General features: G+C 37.0%; 13 protein-coding genes and 1 pseudogene. 10 read left to right on the forward strand and 4 right to left on the reverse strand.

Annotated elements, in window-relative coordinates; all coding sequences use genetic code 11:
- The first annotated feature begins 87 nt into the window (after window positions 1-87).
- From ACFVSW_RS10265 to ggt, 7 genes are all read left to right on the forward strand, one after another.
- Complete coding sequence (locus ACFVSW_RS10265; RefSeq protein ID WP_387315401.1) at window positions 88-1269, forward strand: class I SAM-dependent methyltransferase; 1182 nt, start codon at window positions 88-90, stop codon at window positions 1267-1269.
- A 509-nt stretch (window positions 1270-1778) separates the two neighbouring features.
- A complete protein-coding gene (locus ACFVSW_RS10270) occupies window positions 1779-2729 on the forward strand; it encodes an SGNH/GDSL hydrolase family protein (RefSeq protein ID WP_387315404.1) in 951 nt (316 codons plus the stop codon).
- Window positions 2730-3101: 372 nt separating this feature from the next.
- A complete protein-coding gene (locus ACFVSW_RS10275) occupies window positions 3102-4037 on the forward strand; it encodes an aldo/keto reductase (protein WP_387315406.1) in 936 nt (311 codons plus the stop codon).
- Window positions 4038-4555: 518 nt separating this feature from the next.
- Window positions 4556-4762 (forward strand): DUF2726 domain-containing protein, encoded by a 207-nt coding sequence (locus ACFVSW_RS10280; RefSeq protein ID WP_387315580.1) that lies wholly within the window; start codon window positions 4556-4558, stop codon window positions 4760-4762.
- A 31-nt stretch (window positions 4763-4793) separates the two neighbouring features.
- Window positions 4794-5117 carry a phosphoribosyl-ATP pyrophosphohydrolase gene (locus ACFVSW_RS10285; protein ID WP_387315409.1) on the forward strand — a complete coding sequence of 108 codons (324 nt, stop codon included), beginning with the start codon at window positions 4794-4796 and terminating at the stop codon, window positions 5115-5117.
- A gap of 30 nt (window positions 5118-5147) precedes the next feature.
- The gene (locus ACFVSW_RS10290) at window positions 5148-6143 is read left to right on the forward strand and encodes an HNH endonuclease (protein WP_387315411.1); all 996 of its coding nucleotides are present in this window, start codon (window positions 5148-5150) and stop codon (window positions 6141-6143) included.
- Between the two features lie 532 nt (window positions 6144-6675).
- Window positions 6676-8442: a gamma-glutamyltransferase gene (gene ggt / locus ACFVSW_RS10295; protein WP_387315413.1), complete on the forward strand. Its 1767-nt coding sequence runs from the start codon at window positions 6676-6678 to the stop codon at window positions 8440-8442.
- Between the two features lie 1328 nt (window positions 8443-9770).
- On the opposite strand, the gene ACFVSW_RS10300 is transcribed toward ggt, so the two are convergent.
- Both ACFVSW_RS10300 and ACFVSW_RS10305 read right to left on the reverse strand, forming a co-directional pair.
- Window positions 9771-10091: a hypothetical protein gene (locus tag ACFVSW_RS10300; RefSeq protein WP_387315415.1), complete on the reverse strand. Its 321-nt coding sequence runs from the start codon at window positions 10089-10091 to the stop codon at window positions 9771-9773.
- 289 nt (window positions 10092-10380) lie between these two features.
- On the reverse strand, window positions 10381-10767 hold the full coding sequence (locus tag ACFVSW_RS10305) for an ABC transporter ATP-binding protein (protein WP_387315417.1): 387 nt from the start codon (window positions 10765-10767) through the stop codon (window positions 10381-10383).
- A 215-nt stretch (window positions 10768-10982) separates the two neighbouring features.
- On the opposite strand from ACFVSW_RS10305, the gene ACFVSW_RS10310 reads away from it, so the two are divergent.
- A complete protein-coding gene (locus ACFVSW_RS10310) occupies window positions 10983-12890 on the forward strand; it encodes a 3'-5' exonuclease (RefSeq protein WP_387315418.1) in 1908 nt (635 codons plus the stop codon).
- Between the two features lie 218 nt (window positions 12891-13108).
- On the opposite strand, the gene ACFVSW_RS10315 is transcribed toward ACFVSW_RS10310, so the two are convergent.
- Window positions 13109-13594 carry a DinB family protein gene (locus tag ACFVSW_RS10315; protein ID WP_387315420.1) on the reverse strand — a complete coding sequence of 162 codons (486 nt, stop codon included), beginning with the start codon at window positions 13592-13594 and terminating at the stop codon, window positions 13109-13111.
- 1384 nt (window positions 13595-14978) lie between these two features.
- Between ACFVSW_RS10315 and ACFVSW_RS10320 the strand changes: the two genes are divergently transcribed.
- Complete coding sequence (locus ACFVSW_RS10320; RefSeq protein WP_387315422.1) at window positions 14979-15464, forward strand: GyrI-like domain-containing protein; 486 nt, start codon at window positions 14979-14981, stop codon at window positions 15462-15464.
- 290 nt (window positions 15465-15754) lie between these two features.
- Window positions 15755-16015: pseudogene (locus ACFVSW_RS10325) on the forward strand (AraC family transcriptional regulator); the annotation flags it as partial.
- Between the two features lie 24 nt (window positions 16016-16039).
- Here ACFVSW_RS10325 and ACFVSW_RS10330 read toward each other — a convergent pair.
- Window positions 16040-16942 carry a LysR family transcriptional regulator gene (locus ACFVSW_RS10330; RefSeq protein ID WP_387315423.1) on the reverse strand — a complete coding sequence of 301 codons (903 nt, stop codon included), beginning with the start codon at window positions 16940-16942 and terminating at the stop codon, window positions 16040-16042.
- Window positions 16943-18041: the final 1099 nt, after the last annotated feature.

Raw genomic sequence — 18041 nt, forward strand, 5'->3', positions numbered from 1 at the left:
GCTATAATTAGTACCAGATAATAGCACTTACTAGTAGGTTTTGGTCCTGTTAAGCAAAATAAATACGCCTAAACTGGAGATAATACTATGTTTGCAAATACCAAATTAAAATCACAAAGTTTCTCTGCCTATTTTAAGTCACTGGGTATCAAGGAATGCCAAACCAAAGAGGACTTCTGGAAGCATGTAACCGAGGTAGATCCCTTTTTGGCTAAGGAACTCCAACCCATTATGGATCGCAAACTAAAAGGGAATATTTATGAAGTGAAAAACCGAACACTGCCATTCAGTTTGGCAGTAGAATCATGGACGATGAATTTCCATCAGTCCTTGCTCAACTGGGTCAGTCAGCAAACTTATTTAAAGCCGAAACGGATTTTGGAAATTGGCTGTGATAATGGGTTGCTGTCTTGCAGGTACGCCACCATGTTCCCAGATGCCGAGATTGTAGGGATCGACCTGTGTGGATATGGGATTCGATGTGCTCGGGAGTTGGCAATAATGCAAGGACTGAACAAGGTGAGTTTTTACCAAATGGATTTTATGGAGGTATCTAAGCACTTTTCCCTGAATTCTTTTGATTTAATCATTTCTGCACGGACCTTTCATGAAATCATGGGGCCGATCATGATTTCAAACTATTGGTCACTTCTAGCGTACTTGAAGGAGAATCTAACATATGGTGACAGTCGTTATTTAGAAATAGTCCATCGTTTGTTAACGGAGGATGGATTGTATCTCTCTTGTGAACAATTGAAAAATTCCGCAGATCTCGGAAGGTGGGCGAATGTGCTTCAGGATGCGGGTCTCCATATTCAATGGGATGACAGTGGTACTATCGAATACCATGAAATAGGAGTAGATAGGCTGTCTCCTGTGATTGTGGCCACAAAAAGGGAGACAAATCTCGAAACCTTGGAAGGGATGGAACACCTTTATACGAAAGGTTACCCACTTGTATTTGAGGAGGGGAGGTCTTATAAAGGAGGGACAGCGGAATTTGCATATCAACGGCTGGGGGAGAAAACATTCGTCACAGGGATTCAATTGAAAGTGACGAACCATTGGCATGTGTTTCGAATTGAGCTTTGGGAGACAGATGGGTTTCTGCTTGTCTATAACTATGGAAATATGGGGTATCATGAATTGGATATTTTACCTGCCTCCGCATATGAAGAGGCACACCAGTTAATGGAGGAGGCGGTCGGTAAGTTCGGTTACCTTGGTCCGCTTATTTGGTATTACAACCTGGATGAACGACCAGAGTAGTTCAAAAAAACATTTTTATACTAGAAAGGAATATGGTTTCCAAAATTGTTTCGATTGCCGAGATTTCATATTGCTTATTTTAAGAGATATTTTTGCACTACTTGAATATATAAACTATTTTCATAGGCGCCTAGCAGTCCCCTGGTATCTAAAGCTTTAACGAACCGGGGGACTGACCCCAATCTTCCCAATTTACACGGAAGGATTTCAAGGTTAATACATACGATAATAGGCGAAAAACGGCTTTGTACAAATGGCAAAGTCGTTTTTTTTATGGCTCCTTTTTTCTCACAAAATTGACTGCAAACTTTTTATCCTTATTTCAAAAGCTAACAAAAATGAATTGATCTACTCTAATTTTCTTTTTCCTGTTTTGGTTACAAATAGGCAAGTTACAAAATTTGTGGTCTTAAATAATGTTGCCCTGCATGATAAAATGAATAAACTATATTAAACAAATAATGGTATCTTAGATTAAGATCTTCCGATACTAATAGGTGTGATGAAGTTTGAAAAGAAAAAAAGCAAAAATCATGATTATGGGTCTATTCACTGTGTGTATTCTTCTTTCTATTTTTCTTATAGATCGAAATCAAGCAGGCCTTAAAACAGTTACAACCGTCGCGTCAGTTGAATCTGAACAAGTGGAAAATACCAAGGAAGTTGCTTCTAAAGGAGAAGAGAAACCAGTAGAAGACCATTCCATTAAGCAGGAAAGTCCTAAACCATTCACCGCTGAAATCAGGAAAAAGGTAAGGGAAGTAGTGGATGGTGTCATTGATTTCTTCGAAAAAGATCAAAAGATGGTCGCAATCGGAGACTCACTCACGGAAGGTGTAGGAGATGAAACAAAGAGCGGTGGATATGTCGGGATCCTTAATCACACGTTTGAGGATCACAACCTTGCGATCAAAATAGAAAATTTCGGTAAAAAGGGAAACCGGTCGGATCAATTACTAAAGCGGCTGGAAAATAAAGAAATTGCCACTGCGATCTCAAAGGCTGATATTGTTTTAATCACCATTGGCGCCAATGATATTATGAAAGTCTTAAGAAGTAATTTTACAAACCTTACGCTAGAACCTTTCCAAATAGAAAGAGTGGAATATATTGAACGATTAACGGCCATATTGAATAGATTGCAAGAATTGAACCCAGATGCCCAAATTTATTTAATCGGGTTTTATAATCCTTTTGAAAGTCAATTCGCAAACATTAAAGAATTAGACATGATCATTGATAATTGGAATGAGGCAGGAAAATTATTGACAGAAGAATATGAGAATGTGAGCTTTGTTCCCACAGAAGATCTATTTACTAATTCCACGATGAATTTATTAGCAGGAGATCAATTCCATCCAAACACCAAGGGCTATAAACTTATCGCCCAGCGGGTCTTAGAATATCTAAAAGTGACGGAGGGAACAAGGGTCGCCAAAACCGATTCAGATCCAAACTAAAAAAATTGACGGAATAATTTCGTTTAATTTTTTTTAGTAAAAAAAGCTTAATTAGACGGGAAGTTCCGCCTATTGACTCGAAATTAAACATATAAAGAAGGCCCTTATTTCAAGATAAGGGTCTTCTTAAACTTTATTTACCAATACTGGTTGGGCTGTATTTACTATCCTAGTCCACCTCCATTAAGGGAACCGTCTTATGCTGAACTGGACATGCAGCAGCATGTTCGGTCTTTTTTTTTCTGATCATTCCTACCTCATTTCGTAACTTAGTAAATTGATTAGCAGATAATAAATAGAAAGCATTAACTTTGTTTTCTCTTCTAAAAGTTTGTTATCATCAAATTAGTAAAATAAGGGAGATGGAAGCTGATGACCAAACATATTAAAATTGGTAAGACAGATTTATATGTAAACCCGATTGGTCTTGGAACCAATGCCGTTGGGGGACATAACCTTTTTCCAAACCTTGATGATAAAGCAGGAAGAGAATTGGTCCGAACTGGTCTGGAACAAGGGATTAATTTCCTAGACACAGCCTATGTCTACGGTTTGGGGCGATCAGAAGAAATAATTGGTGAAGTTGTGAAAGAACGGGGAAATCGTTCAGAAATAGTGATCGCTTCCAAGGCAGCACTTCGATTAGACGGTAATGATATGGTTTTAGATAATTCACCTGCATTTCTAAAACAAGCCGTCGAAGAGAGTTTAAAACGGCTTCAAACAGATTATATAGATTTGTTCTATATTCATTTTCCCGATCATGATACACCTAAAGATGAAGCGGTTGGAGCATTAAAGCAATTAAAGGATGAAGGAAAGATTAGAGTCATCGGAGTGTCTAATTTTTCCCTTCAGCAATTAAAAGAAGCCAATAAAGATGGCTATGTGGATGTCTATCAAGGGGAGTACAACTTGATCAGCCGCGAAGCAGAGAAGGAGTTATTCCCATACGTAACTGAGCAGCAAATTTCTTTTGTCCCATTTTATCCCTTAGCTTCCGGGTTGTTAACAGGTAAATATAATCTAGAAACTGAAATTAGTGAAAAGAATCGAAAAAGACTGCAATTTCAGGTAGGTGTTTTCGAAAAAAACTTGGAAAAGATTGAACGGGTTCGTCAAATTGCAGCGACAAAGGGTGCGGAAGTTTATCAAGTGATTCTTACTTGGTATCTGTCCCGTCCATGCATCGATGTAATTATTCCAGGTGCAAAGCGAGCTGACCAAGTACTTCATAATCTAAAAACGTTACAGATTCAATTAACTGATGCAGAGATTCAAGAAATTGAGCAGATATTCCCTTTATAAGGAAAATTGTCTTCACACCCTTCCCAATTGGAAACCTGAGGTCGAGTGATTTTTAGTTTAACAATCAACCGGTTGTTGTTGAGTTTTAAAAATTTTCAACTGTCGGAAGCAATGGCTTTGGATTATTCGTGGAAGGAGGTTTATCAGAGGGTGATGAGGGGTTTTAAAAGATAAGATTATAACGAACTAAATTTTTTAGCTAAGTAGACCAAAATTTGAAATCTATTTACCCTGATGTAAAAGTGTAGCATGGTTTTATTACTGCACTATTAATCAGTAACATAATTAAGATTAAAAGGACCCAATAAATATCAAGGGTCCTTTTAATTTAAGTAAATTTAATAGTATTCAGGGACAGCCAGAATTCCAAAGCCTTGACTGGGTGCTGCATCAGCCACTCAGGATGTTAATCAAAGATCCTATCAAGCTTACAGAAGATGAACGAAAGTATACAATGAATGTATTAAAACATACTGATTTTGTTATTTTCAACAAGCTCGATAAGATGCCCTGTATTGGTGGTTGAAGTGGATGGACATGCCTATCACACAAATAATCTAATTCAGCTAAAACGAGACAAAATGAAGGATGAAATATTAAGGAAATATGGAATTCCAATTTTAAGAATGTCAACGACTGGGAGTGGAGAAGGAGAGAGACTTCGTCAAAAATTAATGGAGATATTAAAGCTGGAAACTGACAAGAAAGAGTTAATAAATATTTAGTCAATCAACATTCAATTAAGGGGTATGCCTAATGCCTTTATACAATAAACTAGTTCGCGATAAAATACCAAAAATCATTGAAAGTACCGGTAAAGAGTGTTCCACAAAAATATTAAATAATGATGAATATATCAAAGCACTTCAGGAGAAAAGTTTTGAGGAGCTTAAGGTGTACGTAGATAGCAAGACTAACGATGAAGCAATTGAGGAACTTGCGGATATCCTGGAAATCATCCATTCTTTTGCGGAGTATCATGTGGTTTCAATGGAGAAAGTTGAAGAAGTCAGGAAAAGAAAGCTGGAGACGCGAGGCGGATTTAACGATAGAATTTTTTTACTTGAGGTTGAAGATTGAAATGGGCACTAATATCTTGGGGGAGGGCCAATGAGCCATAAATTGCAAGTGGGAGAAATGATAGCCGCCTATTTAACGGATAAAGAAATATGGGCTCATTTTAATTTCATCTTCTCAGCGAAATCAAAAAATTCGACTACATACAAGTTTGTCTTAATTAAATCTATTCTTGAAAACTTATATAATGTGAATGACAAACTGGAATTGCCATACTCAATCTTATTTTCAAGTTTTGCCAAGATATACTGGAATCTTGTTATTCATCATAACCTTAACCAAATTAATATGACTGAAAAGAAAGCCGAGGTACAGAAAATTCTCCTTGATATCCAGGTAAAATATCAAATCCCGAAAACACTTGTTTTTGATAAGTTGTCTCATGAATTACAGGTTGAGATTATTAACAAGGTGAAGAAGAGATGCAAGATTAATGTGATGGGTGCCATTTACTGTGACACTGGATGTACGATTTACGATTTTGATAATAGCAAGGAACAGCTAAGACTTAATGGAACCTATTATTCGTTTTTGCAGCGGTTTCAACGGGTGTTAAATTATTTGACTAATTACCATCTTGCGTTATTTTTGGAAAAATTTAATGAAAAGGGAGATACCACTAACCTGCTTTTAAAAGTAGAAAATGTCTCTAAAAGATCCACACTTGTTCAGTTTTATCATGTACTCACCTCATTTTATAATAGTAAGTGTTTATACTGTGGGAAAGCTATTAATAAAGGAAAAGCTCATGTCGATCACTTCACTCCCTGGAGTTTTGTTCAAGCAGATCAACTGTGGAATTTAGTCATCGCCTGCAGCGCATGTAACTTATCAAAAAGTGATAAATTGGCAAACAAATACTTTTTAAAAACCGTAATCGATCGAAATGGATCACTAATTACAATTCCTGAACTTAGAAAAAGGGAAGATATGAAGGTGTATACCAGAAATAAACTAAAAGATCTTTACCAGTATTCAATGGACAACGGATTTACGGATATTTGGAGGCCTAAAAAGATGATACTGTAATTCAATAATTGAAGACTATTATTGATAAATTATAGGAATTAAGAGTAGCGCAACAGGGTTCTACTCTTTTTTTCATCCCGAAAGGTATAATGAAGTAAGTCAATAAACAAAAGTAGGGGAACGGATGAACCACGAGCTTTTTAAGAAACAGCTGTGAAAAGATTCATACATAGACATTCCAAAAGAACTGTGCCTGCAGGAATTTTGATTTATCCGTTTAATGAGGGAGAAGTGGATGAGACGTTTGCTTGGGATGAACGAATGACGATGGAAGTATTGACACTGAATTGAATGGTTCGTGAAACTATTTATTTCAAAGGGGATTTAATGGAAATCAATGAATTGCAAAGAAAGTAAGGGAGGGGCTAAATAGTCAGTAGCAAAGCCGTTTTCATACAAAATGATGACTTTAGGATTAGTTTATTTAGGAATTTATAATCAAAAATGGAAAATTGTGAATATAAAAATTCAGATTTTTCTGTCCCCTTGATAGAATAGATTTGTAACCATTCTACTAGAGGAGGGAAAAAGGATGAAGCGTTTATGGAAAGCTGGTTTTACAGTTTTATTGGGTGTCCTCTTGATTGTAGGGACACTCCCTTTTAGCGCACTGGCGAAAGAGAACGACTTTGATTATGGAAAGTACAGCCAGGTAGCAGTCGGAAAGGATGGAATGGTGGCGACTGCCCATCCGTTTGCATCCGAAATTGGAGCTGAAGTGCTAAGAAAAGGCGGAAATGCGATGGATGCGGCCGTGGCCATTCAGTTCGCATTAAACGTTGTGGAGCCCATGATGTCCGGGATTGGCGGTGGTGGATTTATGATGGTTTATGATGGAAAAACCAAAGAAACCACTATCATTAATAGCCGGGAACGTGCCCCACAGGGAGCAACACCTGATATGTTTTTAGACGAGAAAGGAAATCCCATCCCATTTGCCATTCGTTCAACAGGTGGTAAAGCGGTTGGAGTACCTGGGACGTTAAAAGGACTGGTAACAGCCTTGGAAAAATGGGGAACCCGGCCTATGGAGGAGCTGATTGGGCCAGCGATTAAACTTGCCGATAAAGGCTTCCCCATCGATTCAGTACTTGCTGGTGCAATTGAAGATAACAAGGAAACCCTGTCCAAAACAGCAGCGATGAACGTCTTTCTGCCAAACGGAGAACCGCTTCAAGAGGGAGATATTCTTGTACAAAAGGATTTAGCCAAAACATTCAAATTGATTCGTGCTAAAGGTCCAGATGCCTTTTATAAGGGACCGATTGCTGAAGCACTGGCCAGTACGGTGCAAAAATTTGGCGGTGCTATGACAATTGAAGATTTGAAGAAATATGATGTGACCGTTGATAAGCCGATCTGGGGTGATTACCGCGGCTATCAGATTGCCAGTATGCCACCACCAAGCTCAGGCGGCGTATTCCTATTACAAATGCTGAAAATTTTGGACGGCTTTGATCTTTCACAATATGATGTGAAAGCTTGGGAAAAATATCATCTATTGGCAGAGACCATGCATCTAGCATACGCAGATCGCGCTGCCTATGCTGGAGACCCTGAATTCGTGGAAGTACCGCTGAAGGGGCTTGTGCATCCGGACTATATTAAGGAACGGCAAAAACTCATTAGTCTAGATCGCGTTAACCCTAAACCCCAAGCAGGTGATCCGTGGAAGTATGAATCAACTCAAGCAAACTACCAGCCTACGAAACAGCCGAATGACCAAAAACCTGGAGAAACGACCCATTTCACGGTTACGGACAGATGGGGAAATGTCGTTTCATATACGACCACCATTGAACAAGTATTCGGGACAGGCATCATGGTTCCCGGCTATGGTTTTATGTTAAATAATGAATTAACCGATTTTGATGCCGTTCCAGGAGGCGCAAATGAAGTGCAGCCCAATAAACGTCCATTAAGCAGTATGACGCCAACCATTGTATTCAAGGACGGTAAACCCGTTTTAACCGTGGGATCCCCTGGCGGAACCACCATTATTACATCTGTGCTGCAAACTATTCTGTATACTATTGAGTATGATATGGAACTGAAGCAAGCTGTAGAGGAACCAAGAATATATACGAACAACCTAAACTCCTATCGGTACGAGGATGGAATTCCAACAGAGGTACTCAACCAGCTAAACAGCATGGGCCATAAATTTGGAGCTGAACCTACAACAATCGGAAACGTCCAAAGCATCTTAATCGACTATCAAAACAACAGCTTCAAAGGAGTAGCAGACTCCAGCCGCAACGGTGCCGCAATCGGCATCAATCTAAAAGGTAAAAAGTAACCATGGGGACCATTCTCTGAAGCAGGGGGATGGTTCTTGTGTTTCATAATAGCCCGTTTGAATAGTCAGAAATCGATTCTTTTGATTTGGATAGTAAAATTTTCATTACAATTTTTAAAAAAACGCAAATTTCGCACAATAAGGTAGAAGTGGGTGAATCCTTTACCTGGGATGAAATGAATGACTGTGGTAGTACTGACCTTGAATTTAGAAGATTCTTGGAAGGAGATTTATCGGCAGTTGGGGGGGTTTTTAAAGGATAATGATATCTTAAACGAACCTATGATAGAACAAATCTGTCAGTAGGCAGTGTAAAAGATCCATTAGTCGGTTTCCTTTAACTTCTACTATAAAGGGATTAACTTTTGAAAAGAATAGTTGATGAAAACGGCTGTAAACGTTATAAGCGGGTATATTAAAGCAAGTTAATCTAGAATTTGGCCACAACAGTCGGAATTGATCGTTTCCTTACTAAAAAAGCTTTTAAAAAGGAGATGGCTATATATGAAAAATAAGAACAGGAATAGAAATAATGAGCCTTCAATCGCTCCGGGAATGGATGACAGCGAAGAGCTGGAGTAGGCAGCCACTAAGGATGAAATTGATAAAGGCGAATATACGGAAGTGACTACACTTTCTTTTGACGAAGTAGACCCAAGTTGAGAACCATAGCCGGTTTTTAAGTGCCCACGCAAGCTTAGAAGGATTAGAGCTGAGACTGACAATCAAAAGGGAAGACAGCACTATCAAAATTATGGCTCAACGAACACAACTTGTCAGAGACTAATTAGCTTTATTAAATTGGAGGAGATTGTATTAATTTAATCGTCTAAGGAGGAATAGTGAATGACTGTGCAAAATCAATCTGCCGTTGTTCAGGGCGTAAGCGCTTATTAATATTGGTGGAAAACAACCTTTTTTTAATATGTTTGGCAGAAGAAGAAACAATAGGGGGATAGTGTGGGGTTCCTTATTAGGTTTGGGATTAAGTGTTGCAGCATATGGATTAGGTAGAAATGGAAACAGACATTGGGGCGCTCAATACAAAATTTATTAAATAATCTGGGTAAGGGAAAAACAACCCTGACGCTGAATATTGCTGGATTAACTGAGTTTTCTAAAGAATTATTCCCCAATAAAAATCCAAATACCACCAAATAGGAAAAATGCCCTTGCTTTAGAGGGCATTTTTTATTAAGTCGATATATCCATTTCTCGGTTTATGGTTTCCGGGTGTTCTTTAAGCTACGAATCCTCCTATAAGTTTGAATTAACTAAAAAAGCTCCTCCTCATTTTTAATCCTTGAACTCCCCGTATTGCCCAGATTTTAAAAATTCCAAACGACCCCATTTTCAATATACTTTGTGTAATTTAAACCTGTCTGGTTGACCAAATAGTCAAATAGCTTCTTTGCTGTGCTTTTGATCATTATGGTTAGACCTAAACTGTCAAAAACACGTGCATAGCAGCGGATAATCAGAGTATCATTTTCTGCAAACAAATGATAATAGACAATTTCTTTCTGCTTTTTTGCAAAACAGTTGATAAATAGATAGTCATCTGTTGGTACGATTGCTTTTATCAAAAATTCCTTTTCAACGATTCGTTTGACTTCCGTTATTTGTACCTCTGATAAATTTATTCTCATATCTGATTCACCAACTTATTTTTTTTAACATTCCATCCTTCTTCTATACGAAATTATTAGTTCGACTGTCGCATAGCCATATTCTTAAATTATATTTCTTGTTATGAAAGAAATTTACCATGATTTAGAGATGTGAGACCATAAGTGTCCATGGGGGCGGTTCTTATGGCTAAGATATCCTTACCAAAGGCCACGAGAATCGCCATAATGGCATGATATGAGTGTAAGGCAAAAAATCCCGAGATTCCATTGATTGAACCGGGGTTTTTTCTAATAAGCGCAAATGTATTTACTTATTCTTCAATACCCCTTTTTTCACCAAATTTACAAGTGTTCCTTTATTTTTATACCGATTATAAGCAATCAATCTATTTAAATCTTTAATGGTTAATGTCGACGGATTAATGGCCAATTCGAATTCATTTTTAATTCTGTCGATTAAAGAAAGGGCATATTCGATTTGTTTTGGGGTTAAGGTGTAATCGTCTTGATCTGCCGGCTGATTTTGCCCGGGTGAATCCTTTTTTGTATATTCAAGCGTTGCTGCATGCTCCCTAATTTTTGCCTCTACTAATGCTTCTACGTCAGCTTGACTAATGGGTTTGACGGCCGGTTGGGGTGATGGTTCTTTCCCTTTAAGTAATTTATCAAGGATTCCTCTTAACAAAATTTCCACTCCACTTTCATGAGTTTTATTGTTTTCTATGTATGTTGGATTATTTCTTCTATTCTATTATTAAAATAATAGTTCAAAAAGACAATAGATTTGGTGAATTTTGTTTGTACTAGGAGAAAAAAGTTAAATTTAAATGATAAAATACCCAATTGTTTTAGGGGCTTAGCACTATTTGTAGTATAATGGAGAAAAATGCAATTTTTGGGGCGGTTATTATGGCAATTACAATTCCTGAGACAATTAGATCGACTGCCACTGCTGGTGAGCGGCTGTTTTTCCGTACTCTGAAAACTTTTCTTCCAGATGATTATATTGTGTACTTCGAACCGGAAATTCAAGGGAGAAAACCCGATTTTGTGATTATAGGACCTGATCTTGGATTGGTTGTTTTGGAAGTGAAGGATTATACGAGGAATACACTTTTTCAAATAAATCATGATGAATGGCATATTGTGGCGACAAATGGTGATCAAACCATTATCCCAAGCCCCATGATTCAGGCGAGGGACTATATGTTTAAAATTGCTGATGTCCTGAAAAAGGATAAAAACCTGATAGTCGCAGATGGAAAATATAAATTGAAATTAAAGTTTCCGTATGGCCATGGGGTTGTTTTTACGAGATTGTACACCAGGGACTTTATTAAAGATGGACTATATACGGTCATTGAACCCAATTTGTGCTTAGCAAGAGATGAAATCGATCCCGAAAATGAGAGTTTTTCGGAAGAAATTTTGATGGAAAAAATCATGAATATGTTTGTTGTTCCATATCGATTAAAGGAACCACTTTCTATCGAGGATATTAATGCGATTAGGTATCATTTGTTCCCTGAAGTTCGGATTAGCGCTGAATTTAAAGCCCCAGTTCCATATCAGGATCAACTACTCTTATCCTTACATGATATTAAGACGATGGATTTACATCAAGAGAATTTAGCGAAACAGATTGGTGATAAAAACCGTTTGATTCGAGGAGTCGCTGGAAGCGGGAAGACGATTATTTTGGCCAGCAGGGCGAAGATGCTATCGAAGCAGAACCCTGATTGGAAGATTCTCATCCTTTGCTATAATATTTCTTTGGCAAATGCAATTAAGCAGATGATCCATCATATGTTAAATGAACCAGAGGACTTATTTGATTTTGATCCAAATGTAAAGACTGTACAAAACCAAAACATAATCGTGCGGAATTTTCATGCTTGGTTAAAGAATGATTTAAGAATTAGAGAGCAGAACCTTTCTGTGATAATTGATAAGATCGAAAAGAAGGAAACCATTTTGCCATCATACGATGCTATATTGATTGATGAAGGGCAGGATTTTGATGCTGAGTGGCTGCGGCTTGTGAGTCTCTTAATAAATACCGATACACAGTCGCTTTTATTGGTGGAAGATCGAGCGCAGACGATTTATCGGCGCAAGCGCTCGTATTTGCAGGATACAGGATTAAGCTTTCAAGGCAGGTCAAAGGTGTTGTCCATTAACTATAGGAATACGCAGCAAATTGTTAAGTTTGCCTGGGATTTTTACCGCGAGCATTCCATGTTTAAGAATAAGGTTGTGAATCGGGACCTTGAAGGAGAAATCATTGCTCCGCAAAGTACGAAACGAAAAGGGCCGGAACCAGGGATCATAAAGGCTGCCAATTTCTTTGATGAAATGAGATTAGTCGCCAGGCAAATGAAAAAGCTGCATGAAGAGCGGAAGATTCCTTTTGATGAAATGGTCATTTTGTACCGGGTGAAAAAGAATCATAAATATCCGTTTGTGGATATTATTCAACGGATGTTAAAGGAGTCGGGCTTACCGTTTTATTGGATTACGGAAAATGATGTCTCGAAGCGATCCTTTAAAAAGGATGATGGCAAAATAAAAATTAGTACGATAGATAGCAGTAAAGGCCTTGATTTTCAGGCAGTATTTATCGTAAATATTGATTCCATGCCATTTTCGCTTGAAAATGATAAGGAGAGAGAAGTTTCCTTATTTTATATCGGGATGACCAGGGCAAAAGAATATCTTTGTCTGTCGTACTCGGGTGAATCAGAATTTACACAGTATTTGGATCAAATCATCCATAATAGGCACTGCAAAAAGGTAGAGAATGTGAACATAAATTAAAAATATTAAGAGCGTGTTTTGATTAATCTATTTTTTCAAAACCCGCTCTTTCTTACAGATCTTTTAAGTCTTTTCTTAATAAAAGTGCCTGACCCCCAATAAGTTAAACGTTAGTGCAGTGGGTGGTCAGACACCGTTTTTAAGGCTAAATATTGTTCATCCACTAAAAGAACATTAGTGCAACAAGAAACTAGACTTAAATTATTGTCTATAATAGATTAATTATTAAGATGGGAGGCAAGCCCCCGACCAATAAAGTTCGCAGAAACAGGCTTTTTCCCTATTTCCCTTGCCCAAATTGATAATTGTCCTATATGGTGAATTTCGTGGGCAATGACATGACGGATGACCTCACCCCAGGTATCTGTTACAGTGCTTCCATCTGGCATGGTATCATAAAATAAATTATTTTCCATGCTCTCATCCCAGTTGTTCACAAATTTCTCCACTTCCTTACGAAATTCAGCATCCAATTTTCGTACCTTATTTAAGCTTTTGTAATCATCAAAACTCTCCTGAAAGTCTGTTTTCCCTTCTAAAAGACGAATCCAGCTCCACTCCACATCAATTATATGGAACAATGTATGCAATATGCTGCCTACTCCGCCAGTTCGGTTGCGTAGAAGTTCTTCTTCAGGTAACTCCTCACACCATCGATACCATTCTTCTCTGACCATCCAGTTGTATTGAAAAAATGTTTGCAATAAAATCCCTCCATATAGTAAGACTATGTTGACCGATACAATAAAATTGATATGAAAATAAAACAAAACTAACTCCGATATTTCTATTTCTACTAACTTGGTATAAATTCCTCCTTCAATTTTAGTTAATTTAACAATTACCAACATTCTAAATTCTCGTGCCTGACCCCAGGAGTGCAGCGGGGGACAGGCACCGCTTTTGGTAAGTTACCAGTTTTGAATATTCGTTTAGATCGAACCACCTTCTTGGGAAAAATGAATACTTATCTCGGCCTAATTGAACATGTATTGCGGATGAAAACAACCTCCACCATGAGATGACACTGATTAATCAGTGATCTTCAGCAAACGGGCCAGATTGTTGAGGAACGTATTCAATAAAGAATGGATATTTATGTTGAAATATAGATTAAAGATTGTGAAGGTTTTTACTTAAACTAACGTGGCAGGTGTGCGGCCGAGCCTAGGTCGTATCATATAACGGGTGGGATTCCCGTCGAGTAAGAACTAGCCATTCGCTCGTAGCGAGTCTTGGAGGGCTAAAGGTAACTTTAGTCTTTAAGCGTAGACAGTTAGGTGGCGTGCCGAAAGCCAAATGGTTGAAGGGATTGAGCTCCAAAATGTTAGTAAATCGAGAGGGATGATGCTTTACCTGCAGCAGAAAGCTACATTTTATCCTTCGTATAAGGCAAGATGGATAAAACCTCTCTGGAGTCAGAGACCTTGGCACGTTACACATTGATATGATACGGCAACTCGGGAGACCCTACCGGTCTTTTCTTGTTAGAAGAGTATGGTGTACAAGCGATAAAAAGTAAGGAAACCAAATGCCGGTGTAGGGAGTCGGATAGCAGCGTAGTACCAATGAAGTTGGGTAATGCCGATGGAGGAAAGGCTAGCTACCAGTTATCACCCTTGCTAGTGACACATTTACAACACACAGAGGTAGAAAACAAATGGAGACAAAACTAGTAAGGATAGCAGAATTAGCAAAATCTGATCCTAAGAGATTAGCAAGGTTTTGTGAATGGTAACTAGGAGGAGCCGTGTGCGTTAATAGCGCAAGCACGGTTCTGTGAGGGGGAGGAATACAATCTACCGAAAGGTAGAGAGGTTCCTTTCTACTCGACTACTCCAAGAAGGAATTTATCATATGTTTGTTGAAATAGTCATCCTAAATAAGGTTCTATAATATTCTTAAAGTATATTTTAACGGTTAATTATTTTTCTTAAAACTGGAGCTCTATACAAAAATTTAAAAGAGATTGTGAAATTATGTGCTTAAAGTAACGCAGCAGGTTAGTGAAAGTAGGAGATTCACCCATAGATAGCGAAAACAGTTAAAAGGAATTTATGACGCTTTAGGAGAAAGGAAGGGAATAAATTGAGTTATCAAATTATAACGTTACCGGCCTATCGGACAGTAGGATTAAAATGGGAGGGAACATTCTCTGAAATTGTACCGAATTTAAAAAACGTCATTCAACAAGTTGAAGACCGTGCCGATGAGTTAGAGAATAAGGTGAATCCTAATGTTCAATTAGGTCTATCATATCATGTAATTGAGAATGGATTCGCACATTACGCGGTGTATGAAGTGAGTGAGGAGCAGGAAATTCCTGATGGGATGATTGAAATATGGGTTCCTGAATGGACGTATGTGAAGACGACACATAACAAAGGAGAAGATATACAAAAGACCTATACGGATTTACATCAATGGTTATTTGATAGTGACTATACCGCATTTAGAGAAGCTAGTGTAGATTACTATGATCCTTATATGCCGATTAAACATGAACATTATCCAGTTGATCGTGATCCGAACGATCCGCATTTTGATATTTATATACCGATTGTAAAAAAATAATGTTTTCTTATTAAACAAACGGGCGCTAATCAGTAACTGGATCAGCGCCCATTTCATTTTAGGGCCAGATTGTGGAGTAAGGAATGCCCAAATAACGAAAGGATTTCACGAAACTTAAGAAGAAATTTTCATCTAACAATCAGATACCTTTCAAAAAAGTTGATGGAAGAACAAGACCTTGAGGAAGACTCTGCTCTTAAGGCTTTGTACCATTTTTTATTTTATAAATCACAAGAAATATCAAAAGAAAGAAAATCTACCTCTAATAATTTTATTTAGGAGTGAGATAAATGAATGAACAGATACAGCGTATGATTGATTGGATTGAAGACAATTTAAAAAATCAATTTTCATTAGATGAACTATCTAATTATATGGGATATTCCCCTTATTATTGTTCGTTTAAATTTCACCAAGTAACAGGTATAAGTATTAGGCGCTGTATTCTTCTTAGAAGATCGTATTTATCCACGGAAGATTTGGAAAATAACAGGAGGATAATTGACATTGCCTTTGATTACGATTATTCTTCGCAAGAAGCATATAGTAAAATATAGTTTTGCTGTTCATCTTTATCAATTAAATACTTTTTTAAAATGATCTAAAAAGTCATCCATAAATTCCTTAGCTACTTTCGTTAAATTTTTCGTTTCTAAATAAATAAGCCAGAAATCAACTGTAAAATGCTTTTCTTCCTTTAATGGGATAATTTTTATATCTCCATTCATAACCATTGAACTTTTTTTAATAGTAAAATCATGCAAAAACAAGAGGGCTTGACTTTCTTTTACCAACTTATATAGAAGGCTGCTGCTATTCGATCTAACTAACACTTGATTTAACTTCAGTTTTGTTAATTTGATTACCTTTTTATAGTCAGATGAATTATAAATTACTAATTTTGAATCTTTTAATACACTAAGTGTTACATAATCATGATGATAAAAAGGTGAATTTTTACCAACCGCTATACAAATGTGCCCTGTATGTATATGTTCAAAATGAATATTTTTTTCTTTTTTTAAATCTTCTAAAGAAGCGGGAATTAAAGCAAAGTCATAATTTTCCTTATTGAAATTCTGCATAATTTCGGTAGGGTTTTGCTCTATTAATTCGAAGGTAATATTTTGATTTTCTGAATTAAACTTTACCATAGTTTCTTGAAGTATAAAAGTAAAGGTAGGAGCAGTTAAGATTTTTAAATGAGTTTGATTACAATTTTTATACTCATAAATTTCTTTATTTAGTTCTTTAATGGTGTTTAGCAAAGTCATAGCTTTAGAAATTACGATTTTACCTTCAAAAGTAGGAGTAACTCCTTGTTTTGATCGGTTAAAGATTTTTAAACCAAGCTCATTTTCTAACTGGGTAATAGATTGACTCATCCCTGAAGTTGAAATAAATAATTTTTCTGCTGCTTTTGAAATTGACATCTCGTTTGCAACGTTTATAATATACTCCATTTGTTCAAAATTCATCGTTCCACCTCAACTTTAGCAGATTAAATCTATATTTTCATATATTCTACACTTGATTTTAATTTTTAATAAAGAAGATTCGAAAATCTGACCAGAATCCCATGAGTCCTTTCATGCACACGGTGTATTTAGAATGCAATTAAATTTCTCCTGTATCTAAAAGTTCAACCCTCACTTTTGTCCGAATCGGTACGGTTGTATAAACGAGAATTCCATTTATTTTTAGCATTCTTCCACCGATCGGGTTGATAAACGGTAAACTTTATTACAAACTGCAGAACTTTATTTTAAATTCATACCCGTCAGAATCAAATTTGCATTTTACTAAATTGTAAGTGACAAATTTTAATAGATAGTAAATTAAATGTAAAAGTTTCGTAAATGGGTTCTGGAGCAAAAAGATTAAATTGCATTGCTAGTAGTATCTAAAGGTCATTTTAAGTTTTACTTAATACGGTATACAGATTTATGGAATGTATTAAACGTTTCGAACCATGTTACGCTTCTTTCTGGCAAGGGGGACGACCACATTACTTAAAATCAATGTTCATTGCCTCGTATTATTATTCAAAATTATAAAAAGGCAAAAGGGAGGGAGAAAAAATGAAAAGAGTGAAATGGAAAAGGCAACAAATGATCATCTACATGCAAATAAAGGGATAGCAAAACGATGTTCAGCCGCCTGTAACAAAGGAAAGGGCGAGTTACCGGTGACGGCGCATGGAATGCCAAGTTTGTGAATCTGAAATTCACTGCAGAGGACGATTCAATCGGAAAGGGTGTTAATCGTATCGAGACAAGGGTAGATGGCGGCGAATGGACAAACACAATGAAGTCGTCGACATGATAGATATAATCAATGAGTTCCGCATCAAAGTTTCGCTACGGTTTTGTTTTTTACTCAATTTTACAAGCTTTTTGAACAGGCTCTTAAAATACTAAAAAATATGGAGGTTTTCTGTAATGAAAAGAATTTTATCCATTACCCTTGTATTAACGATGATATTCGTTATGTTATCGACCACCGCAGAAGCACTTGCAAACGAATCGGACGCCAAACTCGTCAAAATCGACAATATGCAGCCGGTTTACGGTCAAA

The sequence above is a fragment of the Neobacillus sp. NPDC058068 genome, from assembly GCF_042885335.1.
GTDB lineage: Bacteria > Bacillota > Bacilli > Bacillales > Cytobacillaceae > Neobacillus.

Bases quoted from the DNA above. Each gene is read 5' to 3' on its own strand.
- ACFVSW_RS10265 (WP_387315401.1), top strand. From the start codon at position 88: ATGTTTGCAAATACCAAATTAAAATCACAAAGTTTCTCTGCCTATTTT.
- ACFVSW_RS10275 (WP_387315406.1), top strand. From the start codon at position 3,102: ATGACCAAACATATTAAAATTGGTAAGACAGATTTATATGTAAACCCG.
- ACFVSW_RS10285 (WP_387315409.1), top strand. From the start codon at position 4,794: ATGCCTTTATACAATAAACTAGTTCGCGATAAAATACCAAAAATCATT.
- ACFVSW_RS10290 (WP_387315411.1), top strand. From the start codon at position 5,148: ATGAGCCATAAATTGCAAGTGGGAGAAATGATAGCCGCCTATTTAACG.
- ggt (WP_387315413.1), top strand. From the start codon at position 6,676: ATGAAGCGTTTATGGAAAGCTGGTTTTACAGTTTTATTGGGTGTCCTC.
- ACFVSW_RS10300 (WP_387315415.1), bottom strand. From the start codon at position 10,091: ATGAGAATAAATTTATCAGAGGTACAAATAACGGAAGTCAAACGAATC.
- ACFVSW_RS10310 (WP_387315418.1), top strand. From the start codon at position 10,983: ATGGCAATTACAATTCCTGAGACAATTAGATCGACTGCCACTGCTGGT.
- ACFVSW_RS10330 (WP_387315423.1), bottom strand. From the start codon at position 16,942: ATGAATTTTGAACAAATGGAGTATATTATAAACGTTGCAAACGAGATG.